This window comes from Flavobacterium mekongense (assembly GCF_047038255.1).
GTDB classification, from domain to species: domain Bacteria; phylum Bacteroidota; class Bacteroidia; order Flavobacteriales; family Flavobacteriaceae; genus Flavobacterium; species Flavobacterium mekongense.
In genome coordinates this window covers 1,356,743-1,375,811 of record NZ_CP174374.1, presented here as the reverse complement: position 1 = coordinate 1,375,811, position 19,069 = coordinate 1,356,743, and the positions used below count along the sequence as shown (strand labels likewise).

Sequence of the window (19,069 nt, the reverse complement as noted above, 5' to 3'; positions counted from 1 at the left end):
GGAATTACAACCCAATCCTAACTACTATTAGTGTTAATCTAAAGTTAGGTCTTAAAAAACAAATGCACACTCGTTAAAGCATGCATTTGGCAAATTCCCAATTTTAAAAACAACATTAAAACAACTAACTTTATTTTAAGATCATAAATGTACACCTACGGTTGGTAGCGTGTTCGGCTTCGGTACAATCGTTTTTCGGACAAATGATCAGCGGTTTGCTTTCGCCATAACCTACTGATTTCAAGCGACGTCTTTCAATACCGTTTTGTACCAAATATTCTAAGGCAGCCGCAGCTCTTCGATTGGACAGTCTTAGGTTATACATTTCCGAAGCTCTGGAATCGGTGTGCGAGCCGATTTGAATTTCCATGTACGGGTACTTTTTCAACAATCCGACCAACACATCTAAGACTTGCGCAGCTTGCGGTTTGATGTTCCATTTGTCTAAATCGAAGTAAATATTCTCCAATTCAATCAGCACCGTTCCGTCGTCTTTTTTATTAATGATGTCTTCTGCGTCGTAATAAGACTCGACTTTCATCTGTAGATCGAGATAAACTTTTCCTTTCTGACTGGTATCAAACTCGGCTTCGGCCGGAATATAAAAATCCTTGAAAGCCATAATTTTGTATTTCTTGTTGGGTTCGGTGTTAAAGGTAAAATCGCCGTCTTTCCCAACCACAATCTCTTCTAACAACTCGCCTTTGTCATTGAACAATTTAACAGTTGCGCCCGGCAAAAGTTCTAATGATTTCAGATCACGCACTTCACCTTCTACTAAATATTGCAGTTTGTTATCTTCACGAACAAAGGTGTACAAATTGTCGTCTCCGGTTCGGTTAGAGGCAAAATAGCCTTTGTTGTTTGCTTCATCGAGTATGTAGTTGAAATCGTCCATCTCGCTGTTGATGGTAGACCCGAGATTGAGCGGTTTATCGAATTCTGTTTCCGAGAGTTTATAGCTCATAAAAATATCCAGATTACCGTTGCCTTGATGGCCATCGGAAGCAAAGTACAGCGTTCCGTCTTCGGTTACAAAAGGGAATTGTTCACGGTGAATGGTGTTGATGGTTTCGCCTAAGTTCCGCGGTTGGCTGTAAGTACCATCCTCTAAAATATCCACAACAAAAAGATCCATAGAGCCTATGGTGCCTTTCATGTCGCTGGCAAAGTATAATTTTTTGCCGTCTTTGGTTAAGAAAGGATGTTGTACCGAATATTCATCGCTGGAGAATGAGCACATTTTAACATTGGTCCATTTACCGTCAACCAATTCGGCTTTGTAAATTTTTACGGTGGCTACTTTTTCGTTGTTGACTTCGACCTGTTTTTCTCCGGTACGATTGAAATACATGATTTTACCATCGGCACTGAACGTTGCATTACTTTCGTGTTTTTTGGTATTAATACTTTCCGGAAAAGGCTCTATTTGAACCAATTGTCCTTTATCGTTAACCGAAGCCATGAACAAGTCCAAATATGGTCTGTCATTCCAATTGTAGGATTGGTCGCCTTCAGCATTTCGAAGTGAGGCAAAAGTTACTTTTTCGCCATAGAAAGCTATTCCGAAATCGCCGTTGGTTTTGTTTTTCGACATCATTTCGAGTTTGTAGCTGTCGGGTATATTTCGCGTAGCATTTTTCATGAACTTAGGCGTGTTTTGCTCATAGCCGAGATACTCCGACATAATAGCATCGCCTTTATCAAAATCTTTGGTACCTTTAAGAGCATTAGCATATCTGAAAAACACTTCTTTTTTGACGCTGTCTTTAAAAGTAAAAAACAACTGCCCGTAGGCTCGAACTGCATTATCCATTTGAAAGTTGTAATAATAGCAATCGCCTAAGTTTTGCAAAACCTCACGAGATTGAGGCAATTGTTCGTAAGCAGCAGCAGCCTTAATGTAAGCTTTGCGATTGAATAACGCATGGGCTTGTTTGGCACTGACTTTCTTTTGGGCAAAAAGAGTGGTGATACTGCAAAAAATAAATAATAGGTAAATGACTTTTTTCATAGTATCCGTTTTAGAAGAATCTTGGTGATTTATCATATCCTTTTCCGGATGACATTCGGCCTAAATCGAGATCAAACAATACAAAAACCTCGTGTGAACCGGTATTGAAATTTCTCAAATTAGTGAGCGTGTAATCGTAAGAATAACCAATTCTGAGTGTTGGTGTTACATAAAAACTGGCCAATCCGCTAACAGAATCATCTAATCGATAACCAATACCCGCTTCAAATTTGTTGTTGATCAACACATTTGTAGTTAAATCAACTGAAAGCGGCGCTCCGGCTACTCCTTTAGCCATAAAAGCCGGTTTTACTTTAAAATTGTCGTTACCGTTAAAAGTAAAGACATAACCACCGGTTAAAAAATAGTGAATCGCTTCTACACCGGTAGTAGTGATCCCGTTGGTGTTTTCGAGGTGTTTGGTAGTTAATAAATTAGGCGTTGAAAAACCTAAATAGTAATTATCGCCGAACAAATAAGTCCCGGCGCCAACGTTTGGAAATGTTTGACTTAAATTATTCTGAAATGCCGGATCCGGTAGCGGATCGGTGTATTGGAATCCGTTAAAATTAGTACTGAATAGCGTTACACCTGCTTTCACCCCGAAAGACAATCTTGTTCTTTCCGATAAGGACAAAACGTAAGCGAAATCGGCAAAGATGTTACTCTCATTCACCACATTGCCAATTTCATCGTGAACTACAGACAACCCTAATTCTATTTTTTTAGAAACCGGTTTGTGTACAAAGAAAGATTGCGTAGTGGGCGCGCCTTCAATACCAACCCATTGCGCACGATAAATGCCTCCCATTTTAATGATGTCCTTATCCTCAGTAGCATAGGCCGGATTAATAACACTCATATTGTACATGTAATGGGTGAATTGCGGATCTTGTTGGGCTGCCATTTTGGAAGAGCACAATGCCAAAAGCAAGCTTACAAAGCAGTATCGAATCATATGTTTTTTAGTAGTACTCATTGTCATTATCGGTTTAGATAAACTCTTCCTTGCACCGGTTTTCTAACACCGTCGTTGAAATAAAGAATATAGAAATAAACACCGTTTGGCAATATGTTGTTGCCCAAGTTTAGTCCGCTAACTGTTGTTGTTCCGTCCCAATTTGGCGTATTTCTGTTACCTGTGTAAATCAGATTTCCGTATCGGTTGTACACTTCTAATTTGAAATTCGGGTAAACGATAGCCAAGTTTTCAATTTCAAAAGTATCGTTGATGCCATCGTTATTTGGAGAATAACCATCAGGAATTAAGATATCATCACATACCGTCAAATCAACCGTAACCTCTAAACGAACAGCACCTTCACAACCGCTTGCTGTGGTTAAAGCAGCGTAGTAAGTAGTTCCGTGAACCAATAAATCAGTAGCATTGTAAGCTGTTCCACCCGTTGCTGCGTTGTACCAAATTACGGTTGGGAAACCGACCAAATTACCCGATAAGTTGGCAATAGTTGGGTTATCATCTTCACAGAAAAGATTCCCATCCTGAATGATTTGCGGTGTGCCCAACTGCGCAACATTAAAATCAATTGGAGCAATGATAGTTCCGGTGACACCGCAAGTGGTGGTTACCGAATCGAGTTGGTTTATGGTTAATGTTGTATTACCATTGTTTGCCAATTCTGATGCCGGAATACTGAAAGTTCCGGTTCCGCTACTGATTGCGATAGTAAGGGAAGTAGTAGCAGTATTAGCCCCTGAAAGTTGGTAGGTTAAAGTGTAATTACCATCGGCTAAGTTATTGGCTCCTGAAATAGTAACTAAACTGGCAAAGTTGGCACAAGTATCTTGTACTGTCACTGTTGCATTTTGCAGGCTTGGTAAAGCATTAATAACTAAAGAAACCGAAGCGCTTTCAGTAGTATTGGTACAACCTGTAGCGGCTATGATTCCGAAAATAGTCATGGTATAATTTCCGGTCGAACCAAAAATAGTTGCCGGAACCGTAAATTGTCCTGCACCAGCGGTTATAGTAACATTACCGGAGTTGTTGGAAGTTGGATTTGCGCCGGGGATTGAATAATTAAACTGGTACACACCGTCGGGTAAATTGGTAGCTCCGGAGATAGTGACTGCTAAATCGGCTCCATAACAAACAGCCGGCGAACTTAAGTTCGTAGCATCAATATCTGCCAAAGGTCGAACCAATATTTGAGTTGCCACTCCTATCAAAGTGATAGAACAGTTGGTCGCTGTATTTAAAATGGTAGCAAAATTAGCTACTGTTGTACCTATATTAGGCAACAGAGATGCCGGAATAGTAAAACTTCCTACACCACCGGTTATGGTTACAGTAGCGGTTTGACCGGAAGCAGTATTTGCACCGATTAAGTCATAGGTTAAAGTATAAGTTCCATCGACCATTCCGTTCAAATTCACCACTACATCAGACCCTAAACAAGCAGGCGATGTCGAAATATTAAAACTGGCAATTTGCGGATTAGGCAAAATGGTAAACTGAACAGTTTCGGTATCAGTAGAACATGAATTTGTAACGGAGTAAGTATAAGAATAAGTGCCAGGTGCAAAACTAATAATCGTTATTGTAGAGGTTACTGTTTGAGAAGCGGCATCTGTCCATACACCTCCGACATCAGCTCCGTTCAATAAAGAAGTTAAATCTAAGACCCCAACACTTGGACACAAAGTTACTACCCCCGTAAAAGCACCTGCGTTTGGCGCCGTATTAACTACAACTGTAACGGTTGAAACAGCGTCAGAACAAGGTGCTGTACCGGTTACGGTATAGCTAAAAGTATAGGTTCCTGCTCCTACCAAAGAAGGATTAAATAAGTTACCTGACAAAGCCCCGGTACTGCTGTTGTCATTCCATGTTCCAACCCCTTGAGTGCCATCCAATCCGGTTGTTAAATCTAAAGAGGTTATATTGGTACATGTTGTCAGTGTTTGACCAGCACCACCCGAATTGGCAGCCGGATTTACAGTAACATTTATACTCGCAGAAACCGAGGAACAAAATAAAGAAGAAACCGTGTAAGTGTAAACTCCTTGACTATCAATGGCAGGATTAAACACCCCTGTTCCACTTGCTAATGCCGGTGACCATGTCCCTCCGGTTTGTGCTGTAGAACCCAATAAAGTAAATAAGTCTTGAGGACCATCTGTTGAACAAACAGTTAATATATTGTCAGATCCTGCAATAGATAATGGATGAACTATAACAGTTACAGTAGAAGAAGCATTAGGACAAGGAGCATTTCCGTTTACTGTATAAGTAAAAGTATAAGTTCCTACACCAATTACAGAAGGATTAAAGATATTTCCGGTTAGTGCACCTGTCAAATTATCATCACTCCAAGTACCAATCCCTTGCGTCCCGTCTAAACCAGTCGTTAAATCCAAGGAGGTTTCGTTAACACAACTATTTAAAGTTTGCCCAATACCGCCAGAACTCACCGGTTGAAAAACTGTAACATTCACAGAAGCTGTAACAGAAGCACAATATGAAGAAGAAAGCGTATAACTATAAATTCCCTGATTATCAACAGCAGGATTAAACACACCGGTTCCACTGGCCAATGTAGGGAACCATGTTCCTCCGGTTTGCGCCGTTGAACCTAATAACGCAAATAAATCTTGAGAGCTATCTGTTGCGCACAATGACAAAGTATTACTCATACCGGCCACCGGTAACGGATTAACAATAACAGTTACTGTTGAAGTAGCGTTTGCACAAGGAAAATCCCCAATTACTGTATAAGTAAAATGATAAGTTCCAACACCAACAATTGAAGGGTTGAAAATTGATCCGGACAGCGCTCCGGTATTATCATCATCAGCCCAAGTACCGGCTTGTTGTGTTCCATCTAAACCTGTTGTTAAATCGATTGATGTTGCACTTATACAAACATTCAAAACTTGACCTACACCTCCGTAATTTGGCTCTTGAGAAATATTTACCAATACTGTTGCTGAGTCACTACTACACAAACCTCCTCCAACAGTATATGTATAAGTCCCCGCAGGATCAACTGCCGGATTCAATACTCCTGTTCCACTCATTAAAGATGGAGTCCATATCCCTCCTAACTGAGCATTCGTTCCAAGTAAAGGAAATAAATCTTGAGAAGGGTTATTTTCACAAAGAGTTACAGTAGCATTATCCCCTGCATTTGGAATAGGATTAACCGTAACAGTAATAACCGCACTATCGTTATCACAAGGCTGTGTGCCCGATAAAGTATATGTATAATCCCCAGCGGTATCTACTGCAGGATCAAATACACCGGTGCCACTGGCTAAAGTTGGTGACCAAGTACCTCCCGGCTGCGAATTTGGACCTAATAATAACGCTAAATCTTGAGGTGTACTATTGACACAAAGTGTAATTGTATTATTTGTTCCTGCTTCCGGACCTTGGGTAACTGTAACAGTTACAGTAGCTGTATCATCAACACAAGGTGAAATTCCGGTAACTGTATAAGTATATATGCCGGATAAATCTACTGCCGGATTAAATACTCCTGTTCCACTGGCAAGTGGTGGAGACCAAGTCCCTCCAGTTTGTGGCGAACCGGTTAATGACGTAAATAAATCCACCGAATTTTGATTAGAACAGATAGCCAAAACTCCGTTATTACCGGCATCCGGAACCGGATTAACAATAACTTGCACACTAGCACTAACATCAGTACAAGGTGCTGTACCATTTAATGTATAAGTATAAGTCCCTGCAGGATCAACTGCAGGATTAAACACTCCTGTCCCACTCGTTAAAGCCGGCGACCATGTCCCTCCAGCTTGAGCTGTTGAGCCTAACAAAGTAAACAAGTCAACTGAAGGACTCAAAACACAAAGTACAATAGATGCGTCATTACCCGGAATTGAAGGTTGAACAATGGTAAGCGTGGTACTGCTCGTTTGTGGGTTAACACAACTTGGTGTTCCTGCGCTGGCTACACTTACGATGTTGATAGTCGTATTGGTGGTGTAAGTTCCTGTGATAGTGGCCGTACCCGATGCGTTTAAGGTTACCGTTTGGTTCGATCCGCCATTGATGTTGTACGTTACTGTAGCATTTGGTGTACCCGTGAAGGTAAACGTGGCACTACTGTTAGCACAGATAGTTGTCGGACTAACCGATACACTCACTGTCGGTAGTGGTAATATGGTAAGCGTGGTACTGCTCGTTTGTGGGTTAACACAACTCGGTGTTCCTGCGCTGGCTACACTTACGATGTTGATAGTCGTATTGGTGGTGTAAGTTCCTGTGATAGTGGCCGTACCCGATGCGTTTAAGGTTACCGTTTGGTTCGATCCGCCATTGATGTTGTACGTTACTGTAGCATTTGGTGTGCCCGTGAAGGTAAAAGTGGCACTGCTGTTAGCACAGATAGTCGTCGGACTAACCGATACACTCGCTGTCGGTAGTGGTAATATGGTAAGCGTGGTACTGCTCGTTTGTGGGTTAACACAACTCGGTGTTCCTGAGCTGGCTACACTTACGATGTTGATAGTCGTATTGGTGGTGTAAGTTCCTGTGATAGTGGCCGTACCCGATGCGTTTAAGGTTACCGTTTGGTTCGATCCGCCATTGATGTTGTACGTTACTGTAGCATTTGGTGTACCCGTGAAGGTAAACGTGGCACTACTGTTAGCACAGATGGTTGTCGGACTAACCGATACACTCGCTGTCGGTAGTGGTAATATGGTAAGCGTGGTACTGCTCGTTTGTGGGTTAACACAACTTGGTGTTCCTGCGCTGGCTACACTTACGATGTTGATAGTCGTATTGGTGGTGTAAGTTCCTGTGATAGTGGCCGTACCCGATGCGTTTAAGGTTACCGTTTGGTTCGATCCGCCATTGATGTTGTACGTTACTGTAGCATTTGGTGTACCCGTGAAGGTAAACGTGGCACTACTGTTAGCACAGATAGTTGTCGGACTAACCGATACACTCACTGTCGGTAGTGGTAATATGGTAAGCGTGGTACTGCTCGTTTGTGGGTTAACACAACTCGGTGTTCCTGCGCTGGCTACACTTACGATGTTGATAGTCGTATTGGTGGTGTAAGTTCCTGTGATAGTGGCCGTACCCGATGCGTTTAAGGTTACCGTTTGGTTCGATCCGCCATTGATGTTGTACGTTACTGTAGCATTTGGTGTGCCCGTGAAGGTAAAAGTGGCACTGCTGTTAGCACAGATAGTCGTCGGACTAACCGATACACTCGCTGTCGGTAGTGGTAATATGGTAAGCGTGGTACTGCTCGTTTGTGGGTTAACACAACTCGGTGTTCCTGCGCTGGCTACACTTACGATGTTGATAGTCGTATTGGTGGTGTAAGTTCCTGTGATAGTGGCCGTACCCGATGCGTTTAAGGTTACCGTTTGGTTCGATCCGCCATTGATGTTGTACGTTACTGTAGCATTTGGTGTACCCGTGAAGGTAAACGTGGCACTACTGTTAGCACAGATAGTCGTCGGACTAACCGATACACTTGCTGTCGGTAGTGGTAATATGGTAAGCGTGGTACTGCTCGTTTGTGGGTTAACACAACTCGGTGTTCCTGCACTGGCTACACTTACGATGTTGATAGTCGTATTGGTGGTGTAAGTTCCTGTGATAGTGGCCGTACCCGATGCATTTAAGGTTACCGTTTGGTTCGATCCGCCATTGATGTTGTACGTTACTGTAGCATTTGGTGTACCCGTGAAGGCAAACGTGGCACTACTGTTAGCACAAATGGTTGTCGGACTAACCGATACACTTGCTGTCGGTAGTGGTAATATGGTAAGCGTGGTACTGCTCGTTTGTGGGTTAACACAACTCGGTGTTCCTGCACTGGCTACACTTACGATGTTGATAGTCGTATTGGTGGTGTAAGTTCCTGTGATAGTGGCCGTACCCGATGCATTTAAGGTTACCGTTTGGTTCGATCCGCCATTGATGTTGTACGTTACTGTAGCATTTGGTGTACCCGTGAAGGCAAACGTGGCACTACTGTTAGCACAAATGGTTGTCGGACTAACCGATACACTTGCTGTCGGTAGTGGTAATATGGTAAGCGTGGTACTGCTCGTTTGTGGGTTAACACAACTCGGTGTTCCTGCACTGGCTACACTTACGATGTTGATAGTCGTATTGGTGGTGTATGTGCCGGCAATAGTGGCCGTACCCGATGCATTTAAGGTTACCGTTTGGTTCGATCCGCCATTGATGTTGTACGTTACTGTAGCATTTGGTGTGCCCGTGAAGGTAAAAGTGGCACTGCTGTTAGCACAGATAGTCGTCGGACTAACCGATACACTCGCTGTCGGTAGTGGTAATATGGTAAGCGTGGTACTGCTCGTTTGTGGGTTAACACAACTCGGTGTTCCTGCGCTGGCTACACTTACGATGTTGATAGTCGTATTGGTGGTGTATGTGCCGGCAATAGTGGCCGTACCCGATGCATTTAAGGTTACCGTTTGGTTCGATCCGCCATTGATGTTGTACGTTACTGTAGCATTTGGTGTGCCCGTGAAGGTAAAAGTGGCACTACTGTTAGCACAGATAGTCGTCGGACTAACCGATACACTCGCTGTCGGTAGTGGTAATATGGTAAGCGTGGTACTGCTCGTTTGTGGGTTAACACAACTCGGTGTTCCTGCACTGGCTACACTTACGATGTTGATAGTCGTATTGGTGGTGTATGTGCCGGCAATAGTGGCCGTACCCGATGCGTTTAAGGTTACCGTTTGGTTCGATCCGCCATTGATGTTGTACGTTACTGTAGCATTTGGTGTACCCGTGAAGGTAAACGTGGCACTACTGTTAGCACAGATAGTCGTCGGACTAACCGATACACTTGCTGTCGGTAGTGGTAATATGGTAAGCGTGGTACTGCTCGTTTGTGGGTTAACACAACTCGGTGTTCCTGCGCTGGCTACACTTACGATGTTGATAGTCGTATTGGTGGTGTAAGTTCCTGTGATAGTGGCCGTACCCGATGCGTTTAAGGTTACCGTTTGGTTCGATCCGCCATTGATGTTGTACGTTACTGTAGCATTTGGTGTGCCCGTGAAGGTAAAAGTGGCACTGCTGTTAGCACAGATAGTCGTCGGACTAACCGATACACTCGCTGTCGGTAGTGGTAATATGGTAAGCGTGGTACTGCTCGTTTGTGGGTTAACACAACTCGGTGTTCCTGCGCTGGCTACACTTACGATGTTGATAGTCGTATTGGTGGTGTAAGTTCCTGTGATAGTGGCCGTACCCGATGCGTTTAAGGTTACCGTTTGGTTCGATCCGCCATTGATGTTGTACGTTACTGTAGCATTTGGTGTACCCGTGAAGGTAAACGTGGCACTACTGTTAGCACAGATGGTTGTCGGACTAACCGATACACTCGCTGTCGGTAGTGGTAATATGGTAAGCGTGGTACTGCTCGTTTGTGGGTTAACACAACTCGGTGTTCCTGCGCTGGCTACACTTACGATGTTGATAGTCGTATTGGTGGTGTAAGTTCCTGTGATAGTGGCCGTACCCGATGCGTTTAAGGTTACCGTTTGGTTCGATCCGCCATTGATGTTGTACGTTACTGTAGCATTTGGTGTACCCGTGAAGGTAAACGTGGCACTACTGTTAGCACAGATAGTCGTCGGACTAACCGATACACTCGCTGTCGGTAGTGGTAATATGGTAAGCGTGGTACTGCTCGTTTGTGGGTTAACACAACTCGGTGTTCCTGCACTGGCTACACTTACGATGTTGATAGTCGTATTGGTGGTGTAAGTTCCTGTGATAGTGGCCGTACCCGATGCATTTAAGGTTACCGTTTGGTTCGATCCGCCATTGATGTTGTACGTTACTGTAGCATTTGGTGTGCCCGTGAAGGTAAAAGTGGCACTGCTGTTAGCACAGATAGTCGTCGGACTAACCGATACACTCGCTGTCGGTAGTGGTAATATGGTAAGCGTGGTACTGCTCGTTTGTGGGTTAACACAACTCGGTGTTCCTGCGCTGGCTACACTTACGATGTTGATAGTCGTATTGGTGGTGTAAGTTCCTGTGATAGTGGCCGTACCCGATGCGTTTAAGGTTACCGTTTGGTTCGATCCGCCATTGATGTTGTACGTTACTGTAGCATTTGGTGTACCCGTGAAGGTAAACGTGGCACTACTGTTAGCACAGATAGTCGTCGGACTAACCGATACACTTGCTGTCGGTAGTGGTAATATGGTAAGCGTGGTACTGCTCGTTTGTGGGTTAACACAACTCGGTGTTCCTGCACTGGCTACACTTACGATGTTGATAGTCGTATTGGTGGTGTAAGTTCCTGTGATAGTGGCCGTACCCGATGCATTTAAGGTTACCGTTTGGTTCGATCCGCCATTGATGTTGTACGTTACTGTAGCATTTGGTGTGCCCGTGAAGGTAAAAGTGGCACTGCTGTTAGCACAGATAGTCGTCGGACTAACCGATACACTCGCTGTCGGTAGTGGTAATATGGTAAGCGTGGTACTGCTCGTTTGTGGGTTAACACAACTCGGTGTTCCTGCGCTGGCTACACTTACGATGTTGATAGTCGTATTGGTGGTGTAAGTTCCTGTGATAGTGGCCGTACCCGATGCGTTTAAGGTTACCGTTTGGTTCGATCCGCCATTGATGTTGTACGTTACTGTAGCATTTGGTGTACCCGTGAAGGTAAACGTGGCACTACTGTTAGCACAGATAGTCGTCGGACTAACCGATACACTTGCTGTCGGTAGTGGTAATATGGTAATGGTTACCGTTGCGGTATCTTGTACACACAATGCAGAAGAGACAGTATAGGTAAAAGTGTAAGGACTACCTGTTAAATTCATAGTAGAAACATCCAAAGTACCTTGATAACCATTGGTTGTAGTTATTGGTCCCGACCAAATACCGGTATTGTCAGGAGTTCCTCCTAATAAATCAAACAAATCAAAAGGAGCCGTTGAGGAAACTTGATCAATACAAATGCTTCGACTCCCATCACTTCCAGCATCATTTAACTCATAAATATTGACCAATACTTCAAATCTGTCGCTACTTTCACAAGGAGGATCAACAGTAGTTGCATAATAAAATTGACCATTAATCAGAGGTGTTGCAGGATCCAAAGGAACACCAAAAGCAGAGGTCAAATACCAATTATTATTGCCTGTTGCTACTAAATCTGCAACAGTCGGCGGACTACCCGGTATGTTACAAAACTCTTGTACAGCGTTTCCTGTGGGAGGCGGGACCAAACCCACATTGACAAAAACCGACAATCGAGAGGTTTGACAACCTGTATCAGGATTTACCTGACTGATATAATAGATAGTATTGTCGTTTAAGATAGCTGTAGGAGAAATAGCTGTCCCACCAACAGGCACCGTATACCATTGCAAATTGTTACCATTAATAAAAAACTGAGGATTAGAAGGTGTAGCCTGATTTAAATTAGTAACACAAACTCCTTGGAAGTTAGCCCCGGTGGGAGCAGAATAGATTGTAACCGTAACACTTTGCCTAACACCACAAGAACCGGTATTATCATCGGCAAAATAATCCTCCCCATTCACTAAAACAGCAGAAGAGGACAGGGCTGTTGTTGAAGTTGCTGTTGCATACCATCTGACTCCTCCTCCATTATCAACCGCTTGCAAACTAGCTATAGTTGGCGACTGTGTATCACAAAAAGATTGATTGGTATTAGTGACAGTTGGACATTGAGCATATATAAAACTATTCTGCCCAAGTAGTGTTAGCAACAAAACACAATAAAAAGAATATTTTTTGGCAAGAGTAGTAATGCTCATAAGCAATTTAATTAAATACAATTTTTATCCAATTACTTCAACCCTTTTGCAACAAGAAAAAATACCGCAATCAAAAAATAACAGCACAAAAGCTCTACAGGCGTTGAAAAATAATAAGATGTAATTCCCAGCACTATATTACTTATAATTTCCAACTCAAAACTCAACTTATTAAAATATTATAAACAAAATAATAAACATTATCAACAATTATATAAAACTAAAAAAACAACACAAAACACTGATAAACAAATATTTAAAAATTAAAAAACCCAAACAAAGGGAAGTTATTAATAAAATTAAAAATACTAAAAAACAAAAATTGTTGATAAGTTTAGCTATATAGCCAACCTATCAACAATCCAATAATCTATTATTATTTCTTTATACCAAAGACTTTACTAAAGAATCCTTTACCTCATTAAATTCAGCCATTACCTCATTGACAATAGCTTCTACAGATTTTATTTCATGGATTAAACCGGCTATTTGTCCTATTTCCAATTCCCCTTCTATCAAATCACCTTCAAACATACCTCTTTTTGCTCTGGCCCGACCCAAAAGCGTCTTTAATTCTTCTGCTGAAGGACATTTGGCATACAAATCCTGTAAATCCTGATAAAATTTATTCTTAATCAATCTCACGGGAGCCAACTCTTTTAAGGTTACTTGAGTATCCCCTTCTTTAACGGAAAGAACTGTGTTTTTGAAATTTTCATGTGCAGAACTCTCAAAGGACGCTACAAATCTGGAACCCATCTGAACCCCATCAGCCCCCAAAACCATAGCTGCCAACATACCTCTACCGGTTGCAATACCGCCGGCAGCAATCAAAGGAATTGAAATTTGTTCTTTTACCATAGGAATTAAGGTTAAAGTTGTTGTTTCTTCTCTTCCGTTGTGACCTCCTGCTTCAAAACCTTCTGCTACCACAGCATCAACCCCAGCTTCTTGTGCTTTTAAGGCAAACTTTGAACTGCTAACTACATGAACAACCGTAATACCATTGGCCTTTAAATGACTGGTCCAGGTTTTCGGATTACCTGCGGAAGTAAAAACAATCTTTACCCCTTCTTCAATGATTATTTGAATTATCTCTTCTATATTAGGATAAAGCATCGGCACATTCACCCCAAAAGGTTTATCGGTAGCTACTTTACATTTTCTGATATGCTCTCGCAGCACTTCCGGATACATTGACCCTGCACCAATTAATCCTAAACCTCCGGCATTACTAACTGCACTGGCTAATTTGTAACCGCTGTTCCAAATCATTCCACCTTGAATAATTGGATATTTGATGTTGAAAAGTTGGGTGATTTTATTCATTTATAAAACAGAATTTAATTTTTTACCAATTTCCCGGTTTGCACCAATTCATGGCTTTTGATAGTATAACTGTAAACTCCTTTGGCTAAATCTTCTACATTGACTGAAGTATCTCTGTCAATATTTTGCTCCTTGACCAATTGACCCAAACCGTTGTATATTGTTAAAGCAGCAGTACTAAAGTTGTTAGGAAAGGAAACTTTTAAATAGGCTGAAGCAGGATTCGGGTAAACCAAAAATCTGCCTGAGATCTCGTTATTAACCGAAAGTTGAGCTAAGGATAAAGCCAACTGAAAATCGGGGATTCCATACCCAAACTGAGCAGTTGGATTGTTGTACCTATCGGCTGATTGCTTTACAAAATCTAACACCTGCTGGTTTGTTGCCCATGGAATCGCTTGCCAAAAACTGGCAATGGCTCCTGCCATAATCGGTCCGGAAAAAGAAGTTCCGTTTGCTGTTCCTACAGTACCGGTCATCCCCGACACCAAAGCACTTTGCCCTTGCGCCATTACATCGGGTTTTACTCTTTGATCGAAAGAAGGACCTATAGAACTAAATGCAGCATAGGTTTCATCCGGCTTTACCGCTCCGATGGCAAATCCGTGAAGAGCATCTGCCGGCACCGCTATGTATGGATTAGGACTTGAACCGGAATTACCGGCACTCGAGACACAAATCATTCCTCTGCTGAAAGCGACATTGGTACCTCTTGAAATAAATGAAGTAACACCATCCATATCAGCATAAGTGTAACTGTAGTTTGGATTATCGTAACCAAAATAACCCAAGGAAGTATTGATAACATCAACCCCTAAACTATCGGCTACCTCAGCGGCTTCAACCCAATAGCTTTCCTCAACCGGATTTTCAGCTGCTGCATCTTCAGTAATAAACAAATAGTATTTTGCATCCGGTGCCGTTCCTATTAATTGATTCTCTACATAACCACCCATAGTAGAAAGCACCATAGTGCCATGCGAATTGGAAGTATAGAAATCCGTTGATTGTCCGACAAAATTATAACCGCCAAGAATTTGGTTATTGTCTCTCAATCGCTGAAAGGGCTGAATCGTGTTGACATTAGGAAATCCTGCATCCATGACAGCAATTAGCTTTCCTTGACCTGTAAAATCTTGTTGATGCAAAACATGGGTGTTGAGCATTTGTACTTGATTGGCTGAAGTGCCGTAAGCAAAAGTAATTTGAGTATCAAGCGTTTTTTTGACGCTATTAGATGCGTTGACGCGATTGGTTGCTTGGTGTCTGCCTGATATATTCAGGCTTCGGTTGGCAAACTCAATGTGATCAACAAATTCAATAGCAGTTAAAGCATTGATATCGGCCAAACTTCCTCTTACGTGTACAGCATTCATCCATTTGGATTTGGCTTTCACCTCTATACCCGAAGCAGCATCAATTTGATTCACATAAGGCTGATGAATCGGCACATCTTTAATGTCAATGGCGATATTTTGATTCATCCTTCTGTCTAAAGCTCTTTGCGAAAGCATTTCCAAAGGATTATCAAAGTAATATTGCGCGTTAGGTTTATTATTGAAATACACCCAAGCATCTTCTTGTGAAAACCCAACAGCGTTGAGCATCAATAAAGCAAATAAATAGATTTTTTTCATAGCGCTCTACAATTTGTAAAGTGCTAATTTAAGAAATTACTCCCGATCCAACTAATTCATCACCAATATTCCAAGCTACAAACTGGCCTTCTGTTATGGCCGATTGCGGTTCGTCAAAAGCTACATATAAACCGGTTTCAAATTGATGTAAGGTTGCTTTTTGTAAAGCTTGGCGGTAGCGAATTCGTGCCATAACCGACATAGATTCGCCCTTCTTCAAAGCCAAATCCGGTCGCACCCAATGCACTTCTTCTTGTTGCACTTTGAGCACTTTTTTAAACAAACCGGGATGATTTTGTCCTTGTCCGGTGTAGATGACGTTATTTTTAACATCGGTTGCTATGATGAATAACGGTTCTTTGGTACCGCCAACATTTAAACCTTTTCTTTGTCCGATTGTAAAATAATGAGCCCCTTGGTGTTTCCCAACAATCTTTCCGAATTCCGGCACATAAGTAATGCCTTTTGCTTCTTGCTCTAATTGTTCTTCCAAAGATTTGAAAACCGGAGTTTCTTCTTTGTAAATCTGACTCTCTGCCGCCACTTCGTAGATCAATCCTTCTTTAGGTTGCAGTTGTTGTTGCAGGAATTCCGGCAAACGTACTTTACCAATAAAACACAATCCTTGAGAATCTTTTTTCTCTGCTGTGACCAAATCCAATTGCATGGCAATTTCACGCACTTCAGGTTTGGTTAATTCACCTATAGGAAAAAGCGCTTTGGCCAATTGTTCTTGTGATAACTGACAAAGAAAATAAGATTGGTCTTTGTTACCGTCTTTACCGGCTAACAATTGATATACAGGCTGACCTCCGACTTCAATTTCGCCTTTGCGACAGTAATGTCCGGTGGCTACGTAATCGGCACCAAGACTCAATGCGATGTTCATAAAAACATCAAACTTGATTTCTCGGTTACACAATACATCAGGGTTTGGTGTACGACCTTGCTCGTATTCTTTGAACATATAGTCGACTATTTTTTCTTTGTATTGTTCGCTTAAATCTACTGTTTGAAAAGGAATACCGAGTTTTTCGGCTACTAAAAGAGCATCATTGCTGTCTTCTAACCAAGGACATTCGTTTGAAATGGTCACAGAATCATCGTGCCAATTCTTCATAAAAAGACCGATTACCTCGTAACCTTGCTCTTTTAACAAATAGGCTGCAACACTGGAATCTACTCCGCCCGATAATCCGACAACAACTCTTTTCATGTGATTCAAAAAATTTGTTGCAAAATTAGGCTAATATTTAGTTTTCTTCTACAGGTTTAACTCTTTTTTGGAATTTACGGCGTTGCTTGTCCATATTGACATCTTTGAGTTTGCCTTTTTCCATAATTTTCCACACACCTACTTTCTTGCCGTTTTTAAAAACGCCTTGGGCAGACAATTGGTTATCCACGGTTCTAAAAGTAGCCTGTCCATCATATAGACCGTTTTTATAATTACTCTCTTCGAGGACAATCCCGTTTTCTGTGTAGCTTTTGTAGGGCCCCTCTTTTACTCCGTCTTTATAGGTAGTTTCTTCAGCCAAAACTCCACTCTTGTAAAAAACTTTTCGTACTCCATTGAGCTTACCATTAACATAGTATTCTAATGTCATCACCACTGGAGAGTTTTCATGATAATATTTCCATTCTCCATCAAATTGCTTATTCACAACTTTTCCTTCACTGACTTTATTGTTTCTTTGATTGTAGAAGATAGTATAACAAGAATTGTCTTTAGTATTGAATTCTCGAGTGGCTATAACTGTTCCTGCTTTTGTATCATCAAAAAACTTGAACAAACCGATTTCTTTGCCATGTTCAAAAGTTCCTTCGTAACGCGGTCGCTTGGAGTCTTCATAGATACCCTTCCAAAGACCGTGCTTTTTTCCGTTTTCATCTAGTTTGTTATAGTCTTGGGCTAAGGCATAAAAACCTGAAAACAATAAAAGAAAAACATACTTCATAGTTGTGATTTTTTGAACATTAGTCTGTGCAAATTTATACTTTATTACCAAAACGAAAAACTACAGTTTTACGTACAACTGTAACTGTTAAATTTATTTTAAAAAAATAAGCTCAATTTGTTTAACTTTTTCTAAAAAAATATAAACTCATAAATGAGAAAAACACCAGTCAAAAAGGGATAACACCCTAATAAAGAGCATTTTTAAAAAGTAAAACAAAACTGTTAAAGTATTTATAAATTTAAGTTTTGTTTATCTTTTGGCTCTTTTTGTTAAACAATGTTTCATAATTTAGCCGAAACATTAAACAAAAAATTATTATGAAAAATCTAATCAAAAAAATGTCTCTGGCATGTATTGCTTTGACTATGTTGTCTTGCAGCGACGATGACAACAACACACCACAACAACAAACTATTGCAGAAATTGCAGCAGACACTGCCGACTTTTCTACATTAGTTACTGCTTTAAACCGTACCGGATTAACGGCAACCTTAAATGGTAGCGGACAATTCACCGTATTTGCACCAACCAATGCAGCGTTCCAAACATTCTTCAGTTCATTAGGTTCTGGTGTAACTGTAGATAATGTTGACGTGAATGTATTAAAAAACATTTTGTTGAACCATGTAATTGCTTCTGAGATTAAAAGCACTGATATTCCGGCAGCAACCTATGTTTCAACTTTATCACCAATCAGTTCAGCAGCTAACGCACCAACCATTAGCATGTTTGTACAAAAATCAGGATCAACCGTAACTATCAATGGTGGAGTTGACAGTAAAGGAGCTGTAGTCTCAACTGCTGATGTTGATGCCAGTAATGGTGTAATTCACATTGTAAACAGAGTGATTCAAATTCCTACTTTAGTGGATCATGTGGTTGATAATCCGGAATTTGACACTTTACAAACAGTGGTAACAAGCGCTGAACAAGCAGCAGTTTTATCGGCCTTATCCGGACTTACAGCATCAGCTCCTGCAACTCTTTTTGCTCCTAACAATGCAGCATTTACAACAGCTTTAGGAGCCGGCGGGTTTGCCAACGGAGCAACCTCAACACAAGTTACTAAAGTATTACAGTACCATGTGACTACAGCCGGAAATGTTCGTTCAAATCAATTGTCGAATAATCAAAGTGTTCCTATGTTCACAAGTCCGGTTCAAAATGTTACTATAGTACTTGGAACTGGCACTGTTGACATTCGTGATACCGCCAACAATTTATCAAGAGTTTTCCAAGCTGACATTCAAGCATCTAACGGAGTAATCCACGGAGTGAACAGAGTGCTACAGCCTGCATTATAACAACAAATTGCTATGTAAAAGAAAAGCGCAGTTTTC

At 41.5% G+C, this 19,069-nt stretch carries 8 protein-coding genes; 1 reads left to right on the top strand and 7 read right to left on the bottom strand.

All coding sequences use genetic code 11. From position 1 onward, the window contains the following. Positions 1-130 precede the first annotated feature (130 nt). The 7 genes from ACJG85_RS05805 to ACJG85_RS05775 all read right to left on the bottom strand — a co-directional run bounded on the left by ACJG85_RS05805 (position 131) and on the right by ACJG85_RS05775 (position 17,726). Complete coding sequence (locus tag ACJG85_RS05805; RefSeq protein ID WP_412477130.1) at positions 131-2,014, bottom strand: OmpA family protein; 1,884 nt, start codon at positions 2,012-2,014, stop codon at positions 131-133. 10 nt (positions 2,015-2,024) lie between these two features. Then, positions 2,025-2,993 (bottom strand): PorP/SprF family type IX secretion system membrane protein, encoded by a 969-nt coding sequence (locus ACJG85_RS05800; protein ID WP_412465118.1) that lies wholly within the window; start codon positions 2,991-2,993, stop codon positions 2,025-2,027. A 5-nt stretch (positions 2,994-2,998) separates the two neighbouring features. After that, on the bottom strand, positions 2,999-12,802 hold the full coding sequence (locus ACJG85_RS05795) for a gliding motility-associated C-terminal domain-containing protein (RefSeq protein ID WP_412477129.1): 9,804 nt from the start codon (positions 12,800-12,802) through the stop codon (positions 2,999-3,001). Positions 12,803-13,186: 384 nt separating this feature from the next. Further along, positions 13,187-14,131, bottom strand: a complete 945-nt coding sequence (locus tag ACJG85_RS05790; RefSeq protein ID WP_409676971.1) for an NAD(P)H-dependent flavin oxidoreductase — start codon at positions 14,129-14,131, stop codon at positions 13,187-13,189. 14 nt (positions 14,132-14,145) lie between these two features. Then, positions 14,146-15,768, bottom strand: coding sequence for a S8 family serine peptidase (locus ACJG85_RS05785; protein WP_409676969.1), 1,623 nt, complete (start codon positions 15,766-15,768; stop codon positions 14,146-14,148). Between the two features lie 28 nt (positions 15,769-15,796). Then, positions 15,797-16,984, bottom strand: coding sequence for a tRNA 2-thiouridine(34) synthase MnmA (mnmA, locus tag ACJG85_RS05780; protein WP_409676967.1), 1,188 nt, complete (start codon positions 16,982-16,984; stop codon positions 15,797-15,799). Between the two features lie 37 nt (positions 16,985-17,021). Further along, complete coding sequence (locus tag ACJG85_RS05775; protein ID WP_412477128.1) at positions 17,022-17,726, bottom strand: toxin-antitoxin system YwqK family antitoxin; 705 nt, start codon at positions 17,724-17,726, stop codon at positions 17,022-17,024. Between the two features lie 320 nt (positions 17,727-18,046). Here ACJG85_RS05775 and ACJG85_RS05770 point away from each other — a divergent pair, with 320 nt between their 5' ends. After that, on the top strand, positions 18,047-19,033 hold the full coding sequence (locus ACJG85_RS05770) for a fasciclin domain-containing protein (RefSeq protein ID WP_412477127.1): 987 nt from the start codon (positions 18,047-18,049) through the stop codon (positions 19,031-19,033). Positions 19,034-19,069 lie beyond the last annotated feature (36 nt).